We start from the raw sequence: 13,847 nt of genomic DNA on the forward strand, positions 1-13,847 counted from the left end.
GAGTCCGCTGGAACGGCTCCACCCTCGTGGGGGGGGGGGGCGCACGGGGGCCCCGCCCGCACGGCCGCGGTGCTTCGCCCCGGGGGGCCCGGGGGCGCCCTGCGGGGGGGATACACCACCACGCGGGGGCCCCTTAACACCCCGGGCGCCTTCTTTGTTGTGCCCCACCCCGTGGGGGCCAAAAACCACGCCGATCTTGCGCGGCGGGGAAGCGCTCATCCGCCGCGGCTTCCGTCAGTGCGAAGCTTCGGTGCCGTTGGCCAGGTGGCTGCGGCGGTAACCGTAGGAGTAGTAGAAGACCATGCCGATCGCGGCCCAGCCGAAGAACATGGCGAGCGTGTACATCGACAGGTTGAAGAACAGCAGCAGGGTGCCGGCGATGGCCAGCGGGCAGACCACCCACACCAGCGGCGTGCGGAACGGACGCGGGCGGTCCGGCTGGGTCTTGCGCAGGATCATCACGCCCACCGCCACCATCAGGAACGCGAACAGCGTGCCCGAGTTCGAGATGTCGGCCAGGATGCCCACCGGGAACATCGCGGCGAACAGCGACACCGCGCCACCGGTGATCAGGGTGATCACGTGCGGGGTGTGGAAGGTCGGGTGCACCTTCGACAGCACGTTCGGCAGCAGGCCGTCGCGCGACATGGTGAAGAAGATGCGGGTCTGGCCGAACAACATCATCAGGATGACCGAGGGCAGGGCCAGCGCGGCGGCGATGCCGATGGCATTGCCCCAGCCTTCGAAGCCCAGCAGGCGCAGCACGTGGGCCAGCGGCTCCTTGCTGCACACCAGTTCCTCGGAGCCTTTGCAGGCGGCGGCCAGTTCGGCGCTGCCCGGCATGAGGGCCATGCCGTCCGGGCCCATGATCGGCTGCGAGCCGACCGAGCCGACCGCGGCGTAACCCACCAGCAGGTAGAAGATGGTGCACACCGCCAGCGAGCCGATCAGGCCGATGGGGATGTTGCGGTTCGGGTTGCGGGTTTCCTCGGCCGCGGTGGACACGGCGTCGAAGCCGACGTAGGCGAAGAAGATGGACGCGGCGGCGCCGAGCACGCCGATGCCGCCCATCGGGCTGCCCCAGCCGGTGGGCATGAAGGGCTCGAAGTTCGGGTCCTTCACCGCCGGGAAGGCGATGATGATGAAGGCGGTGAGGGCGATGACCTTGATGGCCACCAGCACCGCGTTCACCTTGGCGCTCTTCGAGGTGCCGATCACCAGCAGGCCGGTGACGGCCAGCGCCACCAGGAAGGCCAGCAGGTTGAAGCTGCCGCCGTCCCAGGGGCCGGTGCGCAAGGCTTCGGGCAAGGGGATGCCGGCGCTGATCAGCAGGCCGTTCATGTAACCCGACCAGCCCACCGACACCGCGCCCGCGGCGACCGCGTATTCAAGCACCAGCGCCCAGCCGACGATCCAGGCCAGGCCTTCGCCCAGCACGCCGTAGGTATAGGTGTAGGCGGAGCCGGAGACCGGCACCATCGAGGCCAGCTCGGCGTAGGCGAGGGCGGCCAGCGCGCAGACCACCGCGGCGATGACGAAGGCGATCATCATGGCGGGGCCGGCCTTCTGGCCGGCTTCGGCGGTGAGCACGAAGATACCCGTGCCGATGATGGCGCCGATGCCCAGCAGGGTCAGCTGGATGGGCCCCAACTGGCGCTTCAGGCTCTTCTTTTCGGCCGTGGCAAGGATCTGGTCAAGCGACTTGACGCGCTGGAAAAGCATCTGGGAACTCCCCTGTATCGCATTGTTCTGGGCCGGCCCGCGGCTGCGGGTGGCCTGTCATGGCCACGACCCTTGGCGGTCATGGGTGGCGCCCAACCTTAGCCGAGCAGGCGGGGGGGCCACAAGCCGCGGCGTCGGGCCAGCCCGGGCTATCCTGTGCGCCCTCAAGGCAGGGTGAAAAATGAACACGGATTCGTTCGAGCTGGGCCAGGCGCTGGCCCGTTTCCTCGAGGCCCGGCCGGACGAGGCCGGCAACGTGGCGCTGTTCAGCGGCTTCCTGGCGTCTTCGCCGGCGGTGTTCGAGCGCTCGCACCCGCCCGGGCATTTCACCGGCTCGGCCTGGCTGGTGAGCGCCGACGGCGAGCGCGTGCTGCTCACCCACCACCGCAAGCTGGGCCGCTGGCTGCAGCTGGGCGGCCATGCCGACGGCGACGCCAACCTGGCGCGGGTGGCGCTGCGCGAGGCGGAAGAAGAATCAGGACTGACGGATCTGGTGGTCGAGGGCGACATCTTCGACCTCGACCGGCACGCCATCCCGGCCCGCGGCGCGGATCCGGAGCACTGGCACTACGACGTGCGCTTCGTGGTGCGCGCCACCGGCAGCGAGGAATTCGCCGTCAGCGAGGAGTCGCTGGACCTGGCGTGGAAACCGGTGGCGGAAATCGCCGCCGACCCGGCGATGGACGAATCCATGCGCCGGATGGCGGGGCGCTGGCTCAGACGCGGCCGTTGAACTCGCCGGTGGTGGTGCTGACCCAGATCTTCTCGCCGTTGCTGATGTACTCCGGCACCATGATCTCGAGGCCGGTGTTGAGCTTGGCGGGCTTGGGGCGCTTGGTGGCGGTGCCGCCCTTGAGTTCGGGCGGGGTGTCCACGACTTCCAGCACCACGCTCGGCGGCAGCTGCACGGCCACCGGTGCGTCCTCGATCAGCTGCACGTAGCAGCCTTCCAGGCCTTCGGTGATGTAACCCGCGGCGTCGCCGACCACGTCGGCGTCGAGCTGGTAGGGCGTGTAGTCCTCGGCGTCGAGGAACACGAACGCGCTGCCGTCCATGTAGCTGAAGGTGCTGGCGCGGCGGCTGAGCTCGACTTCGCGCAGCTCGTCGTCGGCGCCCGCGCTCAGGTCGTACTTCACGCCGCCCGGCACCGAATACAGGGTGAAGCGGAACTTCACGTTGCCGCCGCGGCCCTGCGGCGAGCTGCGCTCGATGTCGCGCACCTGGTACACGGTGCCGGCGTGCTCGATGACGTTGCCTTTCTTGATCTCGGAAGCCTTCATGCGGATTACTCGCTGCGGGGTGGGGTTCCTGTAGGAGCGGCGCAAGCCGCCAACAGTTTATGCCACTGGATATCGGGGGGAACGGCGGCGACAAAGGGCGGGGTGTGGTGGGGGGGGGGGTCCGTCAGGGGGCCGCACCCGCCGGTTCGTTTGCCCCACCCGGCGGCGCGGCCCACCCCGCTCCTACAAGGGCAGGGTTACTTGGGGGCGAGGCGGACGGCGCCGTCGAGGCGGATCGTTTCGCCGTTGAGGTAGCGGTTGCCGACGATGTAGGCCACCAGGTCGGCGAATTCCTCCGGCCGGCCCAGGCGGGACGGGAAGGGGATGGAAGCCGACAGCGACTGCTGCACCGCCTCCGGCATGCCGTCCACCATCGGGGTCCAGAAGATGCCCGGCGCGATGGTGTTCACGCGGATGCCGAAGCGGGCCAGTTCGCGCGCCATCGGCAGGGTCATGCCGACCACGCCGCCCTTCGAGGCCGAATACGCGGCCTGGCCGATCTGGCCCTCGTAGGCGGCCACCGAAGCGGTGTTGACGATGACGCCGCGCTCGCCGTCGTCGCCGGCGGCGTTGTGCTGCATCAGGTTCGCGGCGGCCTTGGCCACGTTGAAGCTGCCCACCAGGTTCACCATCACGGTGGTGGCGAAGTTCTTCAGCGGCATGGGCGCGTCCTTGCCCAGCACGCGGCCGGCGCCCAGGATGCCGGCGCAGTTCACGGCGGCGTTGAGCCCGCCCATGAACGCCTGCGCCTCGGCCAGGTTCGCGGCCACCTGGGCCTCGTCGGTGACGTCGGTGCGCCAGTAGCGGGCGTTGGCCGCGCCCAGCTCGGCCACGGCGGCCGCGCCCTTGTCGTCGTTGATGTCGAGCAGCGCCACCTTGGCGCCGCCGGCGACCAGCTGCCTGGCCACGGCCAGGCCCAGGCCGGAAACGCCGCCGGTGATGGCGGCGCGGGTGTCTTGGATCTTCATGCGAACCCCCGAAGCGGTAAACCCCGGATTTTACCCGGTCAGGCGAGGTCGAGGAGGTAGAAGCGGTTGCAGCCGAAGTGGCCGGTGGCGCCCAGGGGGCCGTCGAGGCGGCGGAAGCCGGTGCGCTCGTAGAGCTTCTGGGCGGCGTCCATGCCCCGCAGGGTTTCCAGGTAGACCTGCCGGAAGCCCAGCGCCCGGGCCTGGTCCAGGCAGCGCTGCATCAGCGCGGCGCCGGCGCCCAGGCCGCGCAGGGCGGGCAGGAAGTACATCTTGCGCAGCTCGCACACGCCTTCGGGGCCGCCTTCGAGCGGGGCCACGCCGCCGCCGCCCTGCACCCGGCCGTCGAGTTCGACCACGAAATAGGCCGCGCCGGGGCGGTCGTAGGCGGCCGACATGGCGTCCACCTCGGGGTCGTGGATGGCGAAGCCCGGGCCGTCTGCGCCGAACTCGGGCATGACGCCGCGGATGATGCGGGCCACGGCCAGGTCGTCGGCGGGCGTGATGGGGCGGATGGCGAAGCGTGGGCTCATGCGTTCGGGGTGGCGTTGGCTTGGCGGAGGAAGGCGCCGAAGGCATCGGCCTCGAGCGCCTGGCTGAAAAGGAAACCCTGGCCGTGGTGGATGCCCAGGCCCAGCAGGAAATCACGCTGCACGCTGCTTTCCACGCCCTCGGCCACCACGTCCAGGCCCAGCGCGGCGGCGATGCCGGCCACGGCCTGGCAGATGGCCGCGTCGGAGGCGTTGCCCGGCACGCCGCGCAGGAAACCCTGCGCCAGCTTCAGGCCGTGGATGGGCAGGCGGCGCAGGTAGTTGAGCGCGCTGTAGCCTTCGCCGAAGTCGTCGATGGTGAGCACCACGCCCAGCGCGCGCAGCGCTTCGAAGGTGGTGAGCGTGTCGGGCGCGTCCTCGATCAGCACGCGCTCGGTGAACTCGAGCTCCAGCATGTGCCCGGGCAGGTCGTGCTCGGCCAGGGCCTCGGTGATGATCTGCACCAGGTCCTCGGTGAGGAACTGGCGGTAGGAGACGTTCACCGCCACGCGCTCGAGCGGGTAGCCGGCGTCGCGCCAGGCGGCCATCTGCCGGCAGGCCACCTGGATCACCCAGGCGCCGATGCGCACGATGTCGCCGGTGGTCTCGGCGTGGTTGATGAAGTGGTCGGGGCGCATTTCGCCCAGGGCCGGGTTGCGCCAGCGGATCAGCGCCTCGGCCGAACGCACCTTGCCGTCGGCCAGGTTCACCAGCGGCTGGTAGACCAGGCGGAATTCCTCGTTGTCGAGCGCGCGGCGCAGCTGCGCCTCCACCTGCACGCGGTCGTGCTGCTGGCGCGCCAGCTCGGGCGTGAAGGTCTGCCAGGTGTTGCGGCCGCGGCGCTTGGCGTCGTACATGGCGGCGTCGGCGTTGTTCACCAGCTGCTGCACGGTGGCGCCGTGTTCGGGGAAACGCGCCAGGCCCACGCTGGTGGTGATGGTGAATTCTTCGCCGGCGTAGCGGAAGGCGTCGCCGAAGGCGCGGGTGATGCGCTCGGCCAGGCGCTCGGCCTCGCGCGGGTCGTCGCGGGTGTCGGCCAGCACCAGGAACTCGTCGCCGCCGAAGCGCGCCAGCAGGCCGTGTTCGCCCACGCAGCGCTCGAGCCGGCGGGCGGCGTTCACCAGCAGGTCGTCGCCGGCGGCGTGGCCGAGCAGGTCGTTCACCAGCTTGAAGCGGTCGAGGTCGATGTAGACCACCGTGCTGCCTTCGCCGCCTTCGCCCAGCCGGCGCTCGAGCTCGGTGAGGATGCCGTCGCGGTTGTACAGGCCGGTGAGCGGGTCGGTGCGCGCCTGGCTGCGCAGCGCCTCCTCGATCTGCCGGCGCTGGGTGATGTCCTGCACCGTGCCGGTGATGCGCGTGGTCATGGGTGCGCGGCCCTCGGCCTGGCCGATCAGGCGGGCCCAGGTGGACTGGCCGTCGGGGCGCACGATGCGGATTTCCAGGTCGAGCCCGCCGCCGTCGCGCAGCACGCTTTCCAGGGCTTCCTCCACCTTGGGCCGGTCGCCGGGAGCGACCTGGCGCAGGGCGTCTTCCAGGCTGCGCGGCGGGTCATCGCGGCGGCCCAGGATGCGCAGGGTTTCGTCGGTGAGGTACAGCCGCTCGCGGCCGCCGTCCCATTCCCAGCCGCCGATGCGGGCCAGGGCCTGGGTGCGCAGGAACAGCGCGCTGTCGCGCTTGAGCTCGGTGACGTCGGAGAACAGCGACACCACCTGGTAGGGCTTGTCCGAATGCGGCTGGAACTGCGGCACGCAGGTGGCCGAAACCCAGGTGAGCTGCTTGCGGCCCAGGTGGTAAAGGCCGAGCAGAGTGCTTTCGACGAACTTGCCGGTCAGGATGGCGCGCTGGGCCGGCATTTCACTGAAGCGCAGCGGCCAGCCGCGGTGGTCCACCACCAGCCAGTCCTGCCAGCGCAGGCCGGACACGATGTCCTGGTCCTCGGGCACGCCCAGGATGCGCATGGCCGCGGCGTTGGCGGAAATGGCCTGGCCGTCGGGGCCCTGCACCAGCACGCCCTTGTCCATGGCCATGAGCAGGGTCTTGAGGTTCTGCTCGGCCTCGCGGCGGTGGGTGAGGTCGCGCGCCACGGCGATGACGTACTGGTTCGGGCCGTCCTCGAAGCGCGCCGAGTGCACTTCCACCGGGAAGCGGGTGCCGTCGCCGCGCATGTTGTAGACCTCGACCACGTGGGTCTGGTCGCGCGCCAGGGTTTCGAGCACCGGCGCCATGTGGTCGGCCGGCAGGTCCGGGTTGAGCACGTGCACCAGCTTGCCGACGATTTCCTCGCGCGGCCGGCCGTAGGCCAGTTCGCCGGCGCGGTTGAGGTCGATGATGCGGCCGTCGGCGTCGATCAGGCTGACCGGGTCGGGCACGGCGTTGAAGAGGTTGGCGTAACGCAGCCGCGCGCTGCGCGCCTCGCGGCGCAGGCCGTGCAGCTTGGCCAGCAGCTCGGAAAGCAGCACCGGGTCGGCGCAGCCTTCGCCGCGGGCCAGCAGGGCTTCGAGCCGGTCCACCAGCGCGTTGTCGCGGCCGCGCCGTCCGCCTTCGGCGGGGGTTTCAGGGCCGTCCGTGGGGGTGCTGCCTTCTTCCATGCAGAAAGGGCCGGCGGCCGCTGCGGTGGGGGGAAGGGCCAGAATACACCGGCCCCGTGCGGCTGGTGTCAGGCCTGGGAGAGGGTGACCTTGCTGCCGGAGGCGCGGCCCAGCAGGCCTGCCAGCCAGCGGCCGGTGGCCACCAGCGCGGGCAGGTCGACGCCGGTGGCGACGCCCATGCCCTCGAGCATGTACACCACGTCCTCGGTGGCCACGTTGCCGCTGGCGCCGGGGGCGTAGGGGCAGCCGCCGGTGCCGGAGACCGCGGCGTCCACCACGGCCACGCCTTCCTCCAGGCAGGCCAGGATGTTGGCCAGGGCCTGGCCGCGGGTGTCATGGAAGTGAATGGCCAGCGCGGCCATGGGCACTTCCGCCGCCACCGCGCGCAGCATGGCGCGGGCCTTGCCGGGCGTGCCGATGCCAATGGTGTCGCCCAGCGACACTTCGTAGCAGCCGGCCTCGTGCAGGCGCCGCGCCACCCGCACCACGTCGGCCAGCGGCACCTCGCCCTGGTAGGGGCAGCCGAGCACGGTGGAGACGTAGCCGCGCACCTTCACCCCGTCGGCCACCGCGCGTTCGAGCACGGGCAGGAAGCGTTCGATGCTCTCGTCGATCGAGGCATTGATGTTCTTGCGGTTGAAGGCTTCCGAGGCGGCGCTGAACACGGCCACCTCGGTGGCGCCGACGGCGCGGGCGCGCTCGTAGCCCTGCAGGTTCGGCACCAGCACCGGGTAGCTCACGCCGGGCGCCTTGCGGATGCCGGCGAACACCTCGGCGGCGTCGGCCAGCTGCGGCACCCATTTCGGGCTGACGAAGCTGGTGGCCTCGATGCTGCGCAGGCCGGTGGCCGAAAGCCGGTCGATGAGCGCGATCTTGTCGGCGGTGGGGATGAGCGCCTTCTCGTTCTGCAGGCCGTCGCGCGGGCCCACTTCGACGATGCGCACCCGGGCGGACGTGTTCATTCGGCCTCCAGCTTCACCAGCACGGCGTCGGCGTCGACGAAGTCGCCCACGGCGGCCTGCACGGCCGCCACGGTGCCGGCGCGCGGGGCGCGCAGGCTGAGCTCCATCTTCATGGCTTCCATCACCAGCAGTTCCTGGCCTTCGGCCACGGCCTGGCCGGCTTCGGCGCGCACCAGCACCACGCGGCCGGGCATGGGCGCGCTGATGCGGTCGGAGCCGCCGGCGGCCTCGCCCTCGTCGAAGCGGAAGGCCGGCACGCGTTCGAGGCGGAAGCGCTGGTCGCCGTCGTGCACGCTGGCGCGGTGTTCGTCGGCGTCGGCGCGCACGCGGTACTGGCGGCCGTCCACGGCGGCCACCAGGCGGCCCGCCACGAAGGCGGCGCCGGCGACGCGCAGCTCGAGGCCCGCGCCGACCAGGTGGTAGTCGCCGGCGCTGCCGCGGGCGTGCAGTTCCAAACGCTCGCCGCGGTAGTGGAAACACAGCAGGCGCTCGCCCGCGTGGCCCAGGCGCCAGCCGTCGGCGATGCCCCAGGGCGAATGCGGGTCGCTGCCGGCCGCCGTGGCGGCGCGGGTGGCGGCCTCGTCGTGCAGCAGGCAGGCGCTGGCGGCCAGGGCCAGCATGGCCGGCGGCAGCGGTTCTTCCTTTGGCAGCACGTCCTCGAGGTGGCGGTCGAGGTAGGCGGCGTGGATGGTGCCGTTGACCACGCGCGGGTGCCGCACCAGCTTCTCGAGGAAGGCGATGTTCGACTTCGGGCCCACCACCTCGCAGTCGGCCAGCGCCTCGCGCAGGCGGGCGAGGGCGCGCGGGCGGTCGGCGTCGTGCACGATGAGCTTGGCGATCATCGGGTCGTAGTGGATGGTGACGGTGTCGCCTTCCACCACGCCGGCGTCGAGGCGCACGTGTTCGGTGGGCGCCGGAAGCCGCAGGCGCTCGAGCTTGCCGGAGCCGGGCAGGAAGCCGGCGGCGGGGTCTTCGGCGTACAGGCGCACTTCGATGGCGTGGCCGTGGCTTTCCACCTCGCCCTGGTGCAGCGGCAGGCGCTCGCCGGCGGCCACGCGCAGCTGCCATTCCACCAGGTCCAGGCCGGTGACCAGCTCGGTCACCGGGTGCTCCACCTGCAGGCGGGTGTTGATTTCCATGAAGTAGAAATCACCCTCGGGGCCGACGATGAACTCGACCGTGCCGGCGTTGACGTAGTCGATGGCGCGCGCGGCTTCCACCGCGGCCTCGCCCATGCGCTGGCGCAGTTCGGGGGTGAGGAAGGGCGAGGGCGACTCTTCCACCACCTTCTGGTAGCGGCGCTGCGCCGAGCATTCGCGCTCGTTGAGGTGGATGACCTGGCCGTGGTGGTCGCCAAAGACCTGGATCTCGATGTGGCGCGGTTCGCCGATGTAGCGCTCGAGCAGCACGCGGTCGCGGCCGAAGGCGCCGGCGGCTTCGCGCTGGCAGCTTTCCAGCGCCGCGGCGAACTCGCCGGCCGCGCGCACGATGCGCATGCCCTTGCCACCGCCGCCGTGCGCGGCCTTGATCATCAGCGGGTAGCCGATGCGGTCGGCTTCGGCCTGCAGCTTCGCCGGGTCCTGGTCTTCGCCGGTGTAGCCGGGCACCACGGGCACGCCGCGCGCCTGCATGAGCTGCTTGGCGCCGGCCTTGCTGCCCATCTTGCGCATGGATGCGGCCTTCGGGCCGATGAAGACCAGCCCGGCGGCCTCGACGGCCTCGGCGAAGTCGGCGTTCTCGCTCAGGAAGCCGTAACCCGGGTGGATGGCCTGGGCGCCACTGGCCTTCGCCGCTTGCAGGATGGCCTCGCCACGCAGGTAGCTGTCCTGCGGCCGCGGCCCGCCGATCGGCCAGGCCTCGTCGGCCAGCCGCGCATGCTGCGCGTGCACGTCGGCCTCGGAATACACCGCCACCGTGCGAATGCCGAGCTTGCGGCAGGTGCGGATGACCCGGCAGGCGATCTCGCCGCGATTGGCGATCAGGATTTTTTCAAACATTGGTTTTGGCCACGGATTTGCGCGGATGAACGCGGGTATTCACGGATAGAAGCAGGAAAATGATTGGCAGAGTCATCCTAGTTTACCCGGCGGCGGAACTGGGGTTTCGGGCCAAAGTTGAGCAGTAGTCCTACCCGCACTCCGGTGGCCTTCAAATAGTTGAGCAGTTGGGAGTCATGGGCCGGGGAGAGCGTGGCAACTGCCTTCACTTCGATGATTAGTTTCCCTGGGATCAGCAGGTCGGCCCGGTACTCGCCAACCAAGTGGCCCCGGAAATACACGTCGATGGCGGCTTGCTGGATCGGTGAAATTCCATTTTCACGCAGCGCGCAGGCTAACGCGTTCTCGTAGACCTGCTCCATGAAACCGAACCCGAGCTCCGAGTACACGGAATAGAACGCCCCGATTACGGCCTTCGAAGTCTCCCCCTCAACCAATCCGCTTTTTCCGTGAGCATCCGCGTTCATCCGCGAAAATCCGTGGCAAAGAAAAGATCATGCCCAGGACGGAGCGCGTTTATCGAGGAAGGCGGTGAGGCCTTCCTGGCCTTCGGGGGAGACTCGCAGGCGGGCGATGAGGGCGGCGTTTTCGGTGTCGGTGCGCTCGGCGGCTTCCGGGGTCATGCCGGCCATGCGCAGCGCCAGTTGCTTGGCCTCGCACTGGGCCACGGGACCGCCCTTGGACCAGAAGTGCAGGGCGCGGTCCACCGCGGCGTCGAGTTCGGCGGACGGTACCACCTGGTGCAGCAGGCCGATGGCCTGTGCTTCCGGCGCCTCGATCACTTCCGCGCCGGTGAACAGCCGCCGCGCATGGCGGCCGCCGATGGCCTGCACCACGTAGGGCGAGATCACCGCCGGCACCAGGCCCAGCTTCACTTCCGACAGCGAGAACTTCGCCGTGTCCACGCCGATGGCGAAGTCGCAGCAGGCGACCAGCCCCACGCCGCCGCCGTAGGCCGAGCCGTTTACCCGGGCCAGGGTGGGCTTGGACAGGAAGTTCAGGGTGCGCATCAGCGCCGCCAGGCGCAGGGAATCGTCGCGGTTCTCCTGCTCGCTGGCCGCGGCCATGCGGCGCATCCAGCCCAGGTCGGCGCCGGCCGAGAAGGTGCTGCCTTCGCCGGTGAGCACCACGGCGCGCACCGCCGGGTCGGCGTCCAGGCCACGCAGGGCCTCGGTGAGCTCGGCGATCAGGGCGTCGTCGAAGGCGTTGTGCACGCCCGGGCGGGCCAGGGCCACCCGGGCCGTGGCGCCGTCGCGGGTGATTTTTATGACTTCGGTCATGGGGGCTCCCTCGGGAAGCCGCCATGATAGCGGCAAGCCGTCCGACGGCCGGTGGTCCAAGCCCCTGTTGCCGGGGGCTGTCCGGCCTTATAATGCGAATCATTCTCACAAAGGTGGGCATCGACATGGTCCTTTCCGATCTTGAAACCGGCGCGGTGGGCACCGTGGACGCGGTGCACGACGCCGGCCCGGACGATCTGGTGGCGCGCCGGCTGCGCGACATCGGCTTCGTCAGCGGCGAGACCGTGCGCCTGGTGACCCGCGGCCCGCTCGGCGGCGAACCGCTGCTGGTGCAGGTGGGCTTCACCCGTTTCGCCATGCGCCGCCAGGAAGCCCAGCGGGTGCGCCTGCAGCGCCCGGAGCGCTGAGTGTCCGCACTCAACATCGCCCTCGTCGGCAACCCGAACTGCGGCAAGACCGCGCTGTTCAACCGCCTCACCGGCAGCCGCCAGAAGGTGGCCAACTACGCCGGCGTCACCGTCGAGCGCAAGGAAGGCCTGTTCCGTACCCCCGGCGGCCGCAACGTGCGCGTGCTCGACCTGCCGGGCGCCTACAGCCTCGACGCCACCAGTCCCGACGAAGCCATCACCCGCGACGTCTGCCGCGGCGCGCTGCCCGGCGAGCCGCTGCCCGACCTGCTGGTCTGCGTGGTGGACGCCACCAACCTGCGCCTGCACCTGCGTTTCGTGCTGGAACTGCGCCGCCTGGGCCGGCCCATGGTGCTGGCCCTGAACCTGATGGACCAGGCCCGCCGCCGCGGCATCGAGATCGACGTGGCCGCGCTGCAGGCCCGGCTGGGCATGCCGGTGGTGGAAACCGTGGCCGTGAAGCGCGACGGCGCCGAGGCGCTGGTGGCCACGCTCGACGGCGCCGTGCCGCCGGCCCCCGGGCCCGACGACGACCACGGTGACCTGCACGCGCAGGTGTCGGCCCTGCTGGCCGAAGCCGTGGCCATGCCCGAGCGCACCAGCCGCCTCGACGAGCGCCTGGACCGCTGGCTGCTGCACCCGGTGCTGGGCCTGGTGATCCTGGCGGTGGTGATGTTCCTGGTGTTCCAGGCCGTCTTCAGCTGGGCCGCGCCGCTGCAGGACACGCTGGCAGGCTGGATTTCCCTGCTGGGCGAGTCCATCGGCGGCGCCTTGCCCGACGGCCCGCTGCGCAGCCTGGTGCAGGACGGCCTGTTCGCCGGCCTGGGCACGGTGATGGAATTCCTGCCGCAGATCCTGCTGCTGTTCACCTTCATCCTGGCGCTCGAGGAATCGGGTTACCTGCCGCGCGCCGCCTTCCTGCTCGACCGGCCCATGCGCGCCGCCGGGCTCACCGGCCGCAGCTTCATCCCGCTGCTGTCGAGCTTCGCCTGCGCCATCCCCGGCATCATGGCCACGCGCTCCATCCAGGACCCGCGCGACCGCCTCACCACCATCCTGGTGGCGCCGCTGATGACCTGCTCGGCGCGCCTGCCGGTGTACACGCTGCTGATCGGCGCCTTCATCCCCGACCAGCCGGTGTGGGGCGTGTTCAACCTGCAGGGCCTGGTGCTGTTCGCGCTCTACGCGGCGGGCATCGTCAGCGCCATGGCGGCGGCCTGGGTCATCCAGAAACTGCGCCACACCGAGGGCGAGCACGTGCTGCTGCTGGAACTGCCCAGCTACCGGCTGCCGAGCCTGCTCGACCTGGGTATCGGCCTGTGGGAGCGCGCGCGCATCTTCCTGCGCCGCGTCACCGGCATCATCCTTTCGCTCACCGTGCTGCTGTGGTTCCTGTCGAGCTACCCGGCGCCGCCGGAAAGCGCCACGCTGCCGGCCATCGACTACAGCCTGGCCGGCCGCATCGGCCGCTGGATGGAGCCGCTGTTCGCGCCCATCGGCTTCAACTGGCAGATCTGCATCGCGCTGATCCCGGGCCTGGCGGCCCGCGAGGTGGCGGTGGCGGCGCTGGCCACGGTGTACGCGCTGTCGGCGGCCAACGACGCCGAGGCCATCACCTCGCTCTCGCCGCTGATCGCGGCCGACTGGTCGCTGGCCACGGCGCTCTCGCTGCTGGTCTGGTACGTGTACGCGCCGCAGTGCCTGTCCACCATCGCGGTGATCAGGCGCGAGACCAACAGCTGGAAGCAGGCCGGCTTCGCCACCGCCTACCTGTTCGCGCTGGCCTACCTGGCCTCGCTGGTGACCTACCAGCTGGCCAAGTGGCTGATGTCATGAGCCCGCTGCTGCAGTGGCTGGTGGTGGCGGCCGTGGTGCTGGCCTGCAGCCTGTCGCTGCTGCGCCGCTTCCTGCCGCGGCTGAGCTGGCAGTCGCAGGCGCGGCTGTCGTACTTCCTCGAGCGCGAAGGCCGCCCCGCCTGGCTGCGCCGCCTGGGCCTGGCCCTGCGCCCGCCCATCGCCGCCAGCGCCAGCGCCTGCGGCACCGGCGGCTGCAACACCTGCAACGGCTGCAAGTAAGAAGGGGGGGGGGGGCACGTTATGGGGGGGGTTGGTTGGCCCCGCGCGGCCCCCCCCCGGCGCCGAAGTGAGCCAGTCCC

The 13,847-nt window shown here is 70.6% G+C and carries 13 protein-coding genes; 4 read left to right on the top strand and 9 right to left on the bottom strand.

What is annotated here, in order from left to right; genetic code table 11:
- Positions 1-234: 234 nt before the first annotated feature.
- A complete protein-coding gene (locus tag ACE3Q2_RS02605; protein WP_374472545.1) occupies positions 235-1,722 on the bottom strand; it encodes an amino acid permease in 1,488 nt (495 codons plus the stop codon).
- 181 nt (positions 1,723-1,903) lie between these two features.
- On the opposite strand from ACE3Q2_RS02605, the gene ACE3Q2_RS02610 reads away from it, so the two are divergent.
- Positions 1,904-2,455 carry an NUDIX hydrolase gene (locus tag ACE3Q2_RS02610; protein WP_374472547.1) on the top strand — a complete coding sequence of 184 codons (552 nt, stop codon included), beginning with the start codon at positions 1,904-1,906 and terminating at the stop codon, positions 2,453-2,455.
- Here the strand turns inward: ACE3Q2_RS02610 and yeiP are convergent.
- The 8 genes from yeiP to ACE3Q2_RS02650 all read right to left on the bottom strand — a co-directional run bounded on the left by yeiP (position 2,439) and on the right by ACE3Q2_RS02650 (position 11,324).
- The gene (gene yeiP / locus ACE3Q2_RS02615; RefSeq protein WP_374472549.1) at positions 2,439-3,002 is read right to left on the bottom strand and encodes an elongation factor P-like protein YeiP; all 564 of its coding nucleotides are present in this window, start codon (positions 3,000-3,002) and stop codon (positions 2,439-2,441) included. The genes ACE3Q2_RS02610 and yeiP overlap by 17 nt on opposite strands.
- A gap of 197 nt (positions 3,003-3,199) precedes the next feature.
- On the bottom strand, positions 3,200-3,970 hold the full coding sequence (locus tag ACE3Q2_RS02620; RefSeq protein WP_231696011.1) for an SDR family NAD(P)-dependent oxidoreductase: 771 nt from the start codon (positions 3,968-3,970) through the stop codon (positions 3,200-3,202).
- A 38-nt stretch (positions 3,971-4,008) separates the two neighbouring features.
- On the bottom strand, positions 4,009-4,500 hold the full coding sequence (locus tag ACE3Q2_RS02625; RefSeq protein WP_231696012.1) for a GNAT family N-acetyltransferase: 492 nt from the start codon (positions 4,498-4,500) through the stop codon (positions 4,009-4,011).
- On the bottom strand, positions 4,497-7,085 hold the full coding sequence (locus tag ACE3Q2_RS02630; RefSeq protein WP_374472552.1) for an EAL domain-containing protein: 2,589 nt from the start codon (positions 7,083-7,085) through the stop codon (positions 4,497-4,499). The genes ACE3Q2_RS02625 and ACE3Q2_RS02630 overlap by 4 nt, the downstream gene beginning before the upstream one ends.
- 68 nt (positions 7,086-7,153) lie before the next feature.
- Positions 7,154-8,047, bottom strand: coding sequence for a hydroxymethylglutaryl-CoA lyase (locus tag ACE3Q2_RS02635; protein WP_231696014.1), 894 nt, complete (start codon positions 8,045-8,047; stop codon positions 7,154-7,156).
- Positions 8,044-10,044, bottom strand: coding sequence for an acetyl-CoA carboxylase biotin carboxylase subunit (locus ACE3Q2_RS02640; protein ID WP_374472555.1), 2,001 nt, complete (start codon positions 10,042-10,044; stop codon positions 8,044-8,046). Before ACE3Q2_RS02640 ends, ACE3Q2_RS02635 begins: the two co-directional genes overlap by 4 nt.
- Positions 10,045-10,121: 77 nt before the next feature.
- Positions 10,122-10,511 carry a GxxExxY protein gene (locus ACE3Q2_RS02645; RefSeq protein ID WP_231696016.1) on the bottom strand — a complete coding sequence of 130 codons (390 nt, stop codon included), beginning with the start codon at positions 10,509-10,511 and terminating at the stop codon, positions 10,122-10,124.
- A gap of 27 nt (positions 10,512-10,538) precedes the next feature.
- Entirely contained in the window at positions 10,539-11,324 is a 786-nt protein-coding gene (locus tag ACE3Q2_RS02650; RefSeq protein ID WP_374472557.1) for an enoyl-CoA hydratase-related protein, read from the bottom strand.
- A gap of 125 nt (positions 11,325-11,449) precedes the next feature.
- Between ACE3Q2_RS02650 and ACE3Q2_RS02655 the strand changes: the two genes are divergently transcribed.
- From ACE3Q2_RS02655 to ACE3Q2_RS02665, 3 genes are read left to right on the top strand one after another with little or no spacing between them, the layout of a single operon-like run.
- Complete coding sequence (locus tag ACE3Q2_RS02655; RefSeq protein ID WP_043799800.1) at positions 11,450-11,692, top strand: FeoA family protein; 243 nt, start codon at positions 11,450-11,452, stop codon at positions 11,690-11,692.
- Positions 11,693-13,528 carry a ferrous iron transporter B gene (locus tag ACE3Q2_RS02660; RefSeq protein WP_374472560.1) on the top strand — a complete coding sequence of 612 codons (1,836 nt, stop codon included), beginning with the start codon at positions 11,693-11,695 and terminating at the stop codon, positions 13,526-13,528.
- Entirely contained in the window at positions 13,525-13,767 is a 243-nt protein-coding gene (locus ACE3Q2_RS02665) for a DUF6587 family protein (protein WP_231696019.1), read from the top strand. Before ACE3Q2_RS02660 ends, ACE3Q2_RS02665 begins: the two co-directional genes overlap by 4 nt.
- The last annotated feature ends 80 nt before the right edge of the window (positions 13,768-13,847 follow it).

It is taken from the genome of Arenimonas sp., from assembly GCF_041913985.1.
In the GTDB taxonomy this organism is placed as follows: Bacteria; Pseudomonadota; Gammaproteobacteria; order Xanthomonadales; family Xanthomonadaceae; genus Arenimonas.

Excerpts from the sequence above, each read along its gene's own strand:
- ACE3Q2_RS02605 (WP_374472545.1), bottom strand. The coding sequence starts at position 1,722 with ATGCTTTTCCAGCGCGTCAAGTCGCTTGACCAGATCCTTGCCACGGCC.
- ACE3Q2_RS02610 (WP_374472547.1), top strand. The coding sequence starts at position 1,904 with ATGAACACGGATTCGTTCGAGCTGGGCCAGGCGCTGGCCCGTTTCCTC.
- yeiP (WP_374472549.1), bottom strand. The coding sequence starts at position 3,002 with ATGAAGGCTTCCGAGATCAAGAAAGGCAACGTCATCGAGCACGCCGGC.
- ACE3Q2_RS02620 (WP_231696011.1), bottom strand. The coding sequence starts at position 3,970 with ATGAAGATCCAAGACACCCGCGCCGCCATCACCGGCGGCGTTTCCGGC.
- ACE3Q2_RS02625 (WP_231696012.1), bottom strand. The coding sequence starts at position 4,500 with ATGAGCCCACGCTTCGCCATCCGCCCCATCACGCCCGCCGACGACCTG.
- ACE3Q2_RS02630 (WP_374472552.1), bottom strand. The coding sequence starts at position 7,085 with ATGGAAGAAGGCAGCACCCCCACGGACGGCCCTGAAACCCCCGCCGAA.
- ACE3Q2_RS02635 (WP_231696014.1), bottom strand. The coding sequence starts at position 8,047 with ATGAACACGTCCGCCCGGGTGCGCATCGTCGAAGTGGGCCCGCGCGAC.
- ACE3Q2_RS02640 (WP_374472555.1), bottom strand. The coding sequence starts at position 10,044 with ATGTTTGAAAAAATCCTGATCGCCAATCGCGGCGAGATCGCCTGCCGG.
- ACE3Q2_RS02645 (WP_231696016.1), bottom strand. The coding sequence starts at position 10,511 with ATGAACGCGGATGCTCACGGAAAAAGCGGATTGGTTGAGGGGGAGACT.
- ACE3Q2_RS02650 (WP_374472557.1), bottom strand. The coding sequence starts at position 11,324 with ATGACCGAAGTCATAAAAATCACCCGCGACGGCGCCACGGCCCGGGTG.
- ACE3Q2_RS02655 (WP_043799800.1), top strand. The coding sequence starts at position 11,450 with ATGGTCCTTTCCGATCTTGAAACCGGCGCGGTGGGCACCGTGGACGCG.
- ACE3Q2_RS02665 (WP_231696019.1), top strand. The coding sequence starts at position 13,525 with ATGAGCCCGCTGCTGCAGTGGCTGGTGGTGGCGGCCGTGGTGCTGGCC.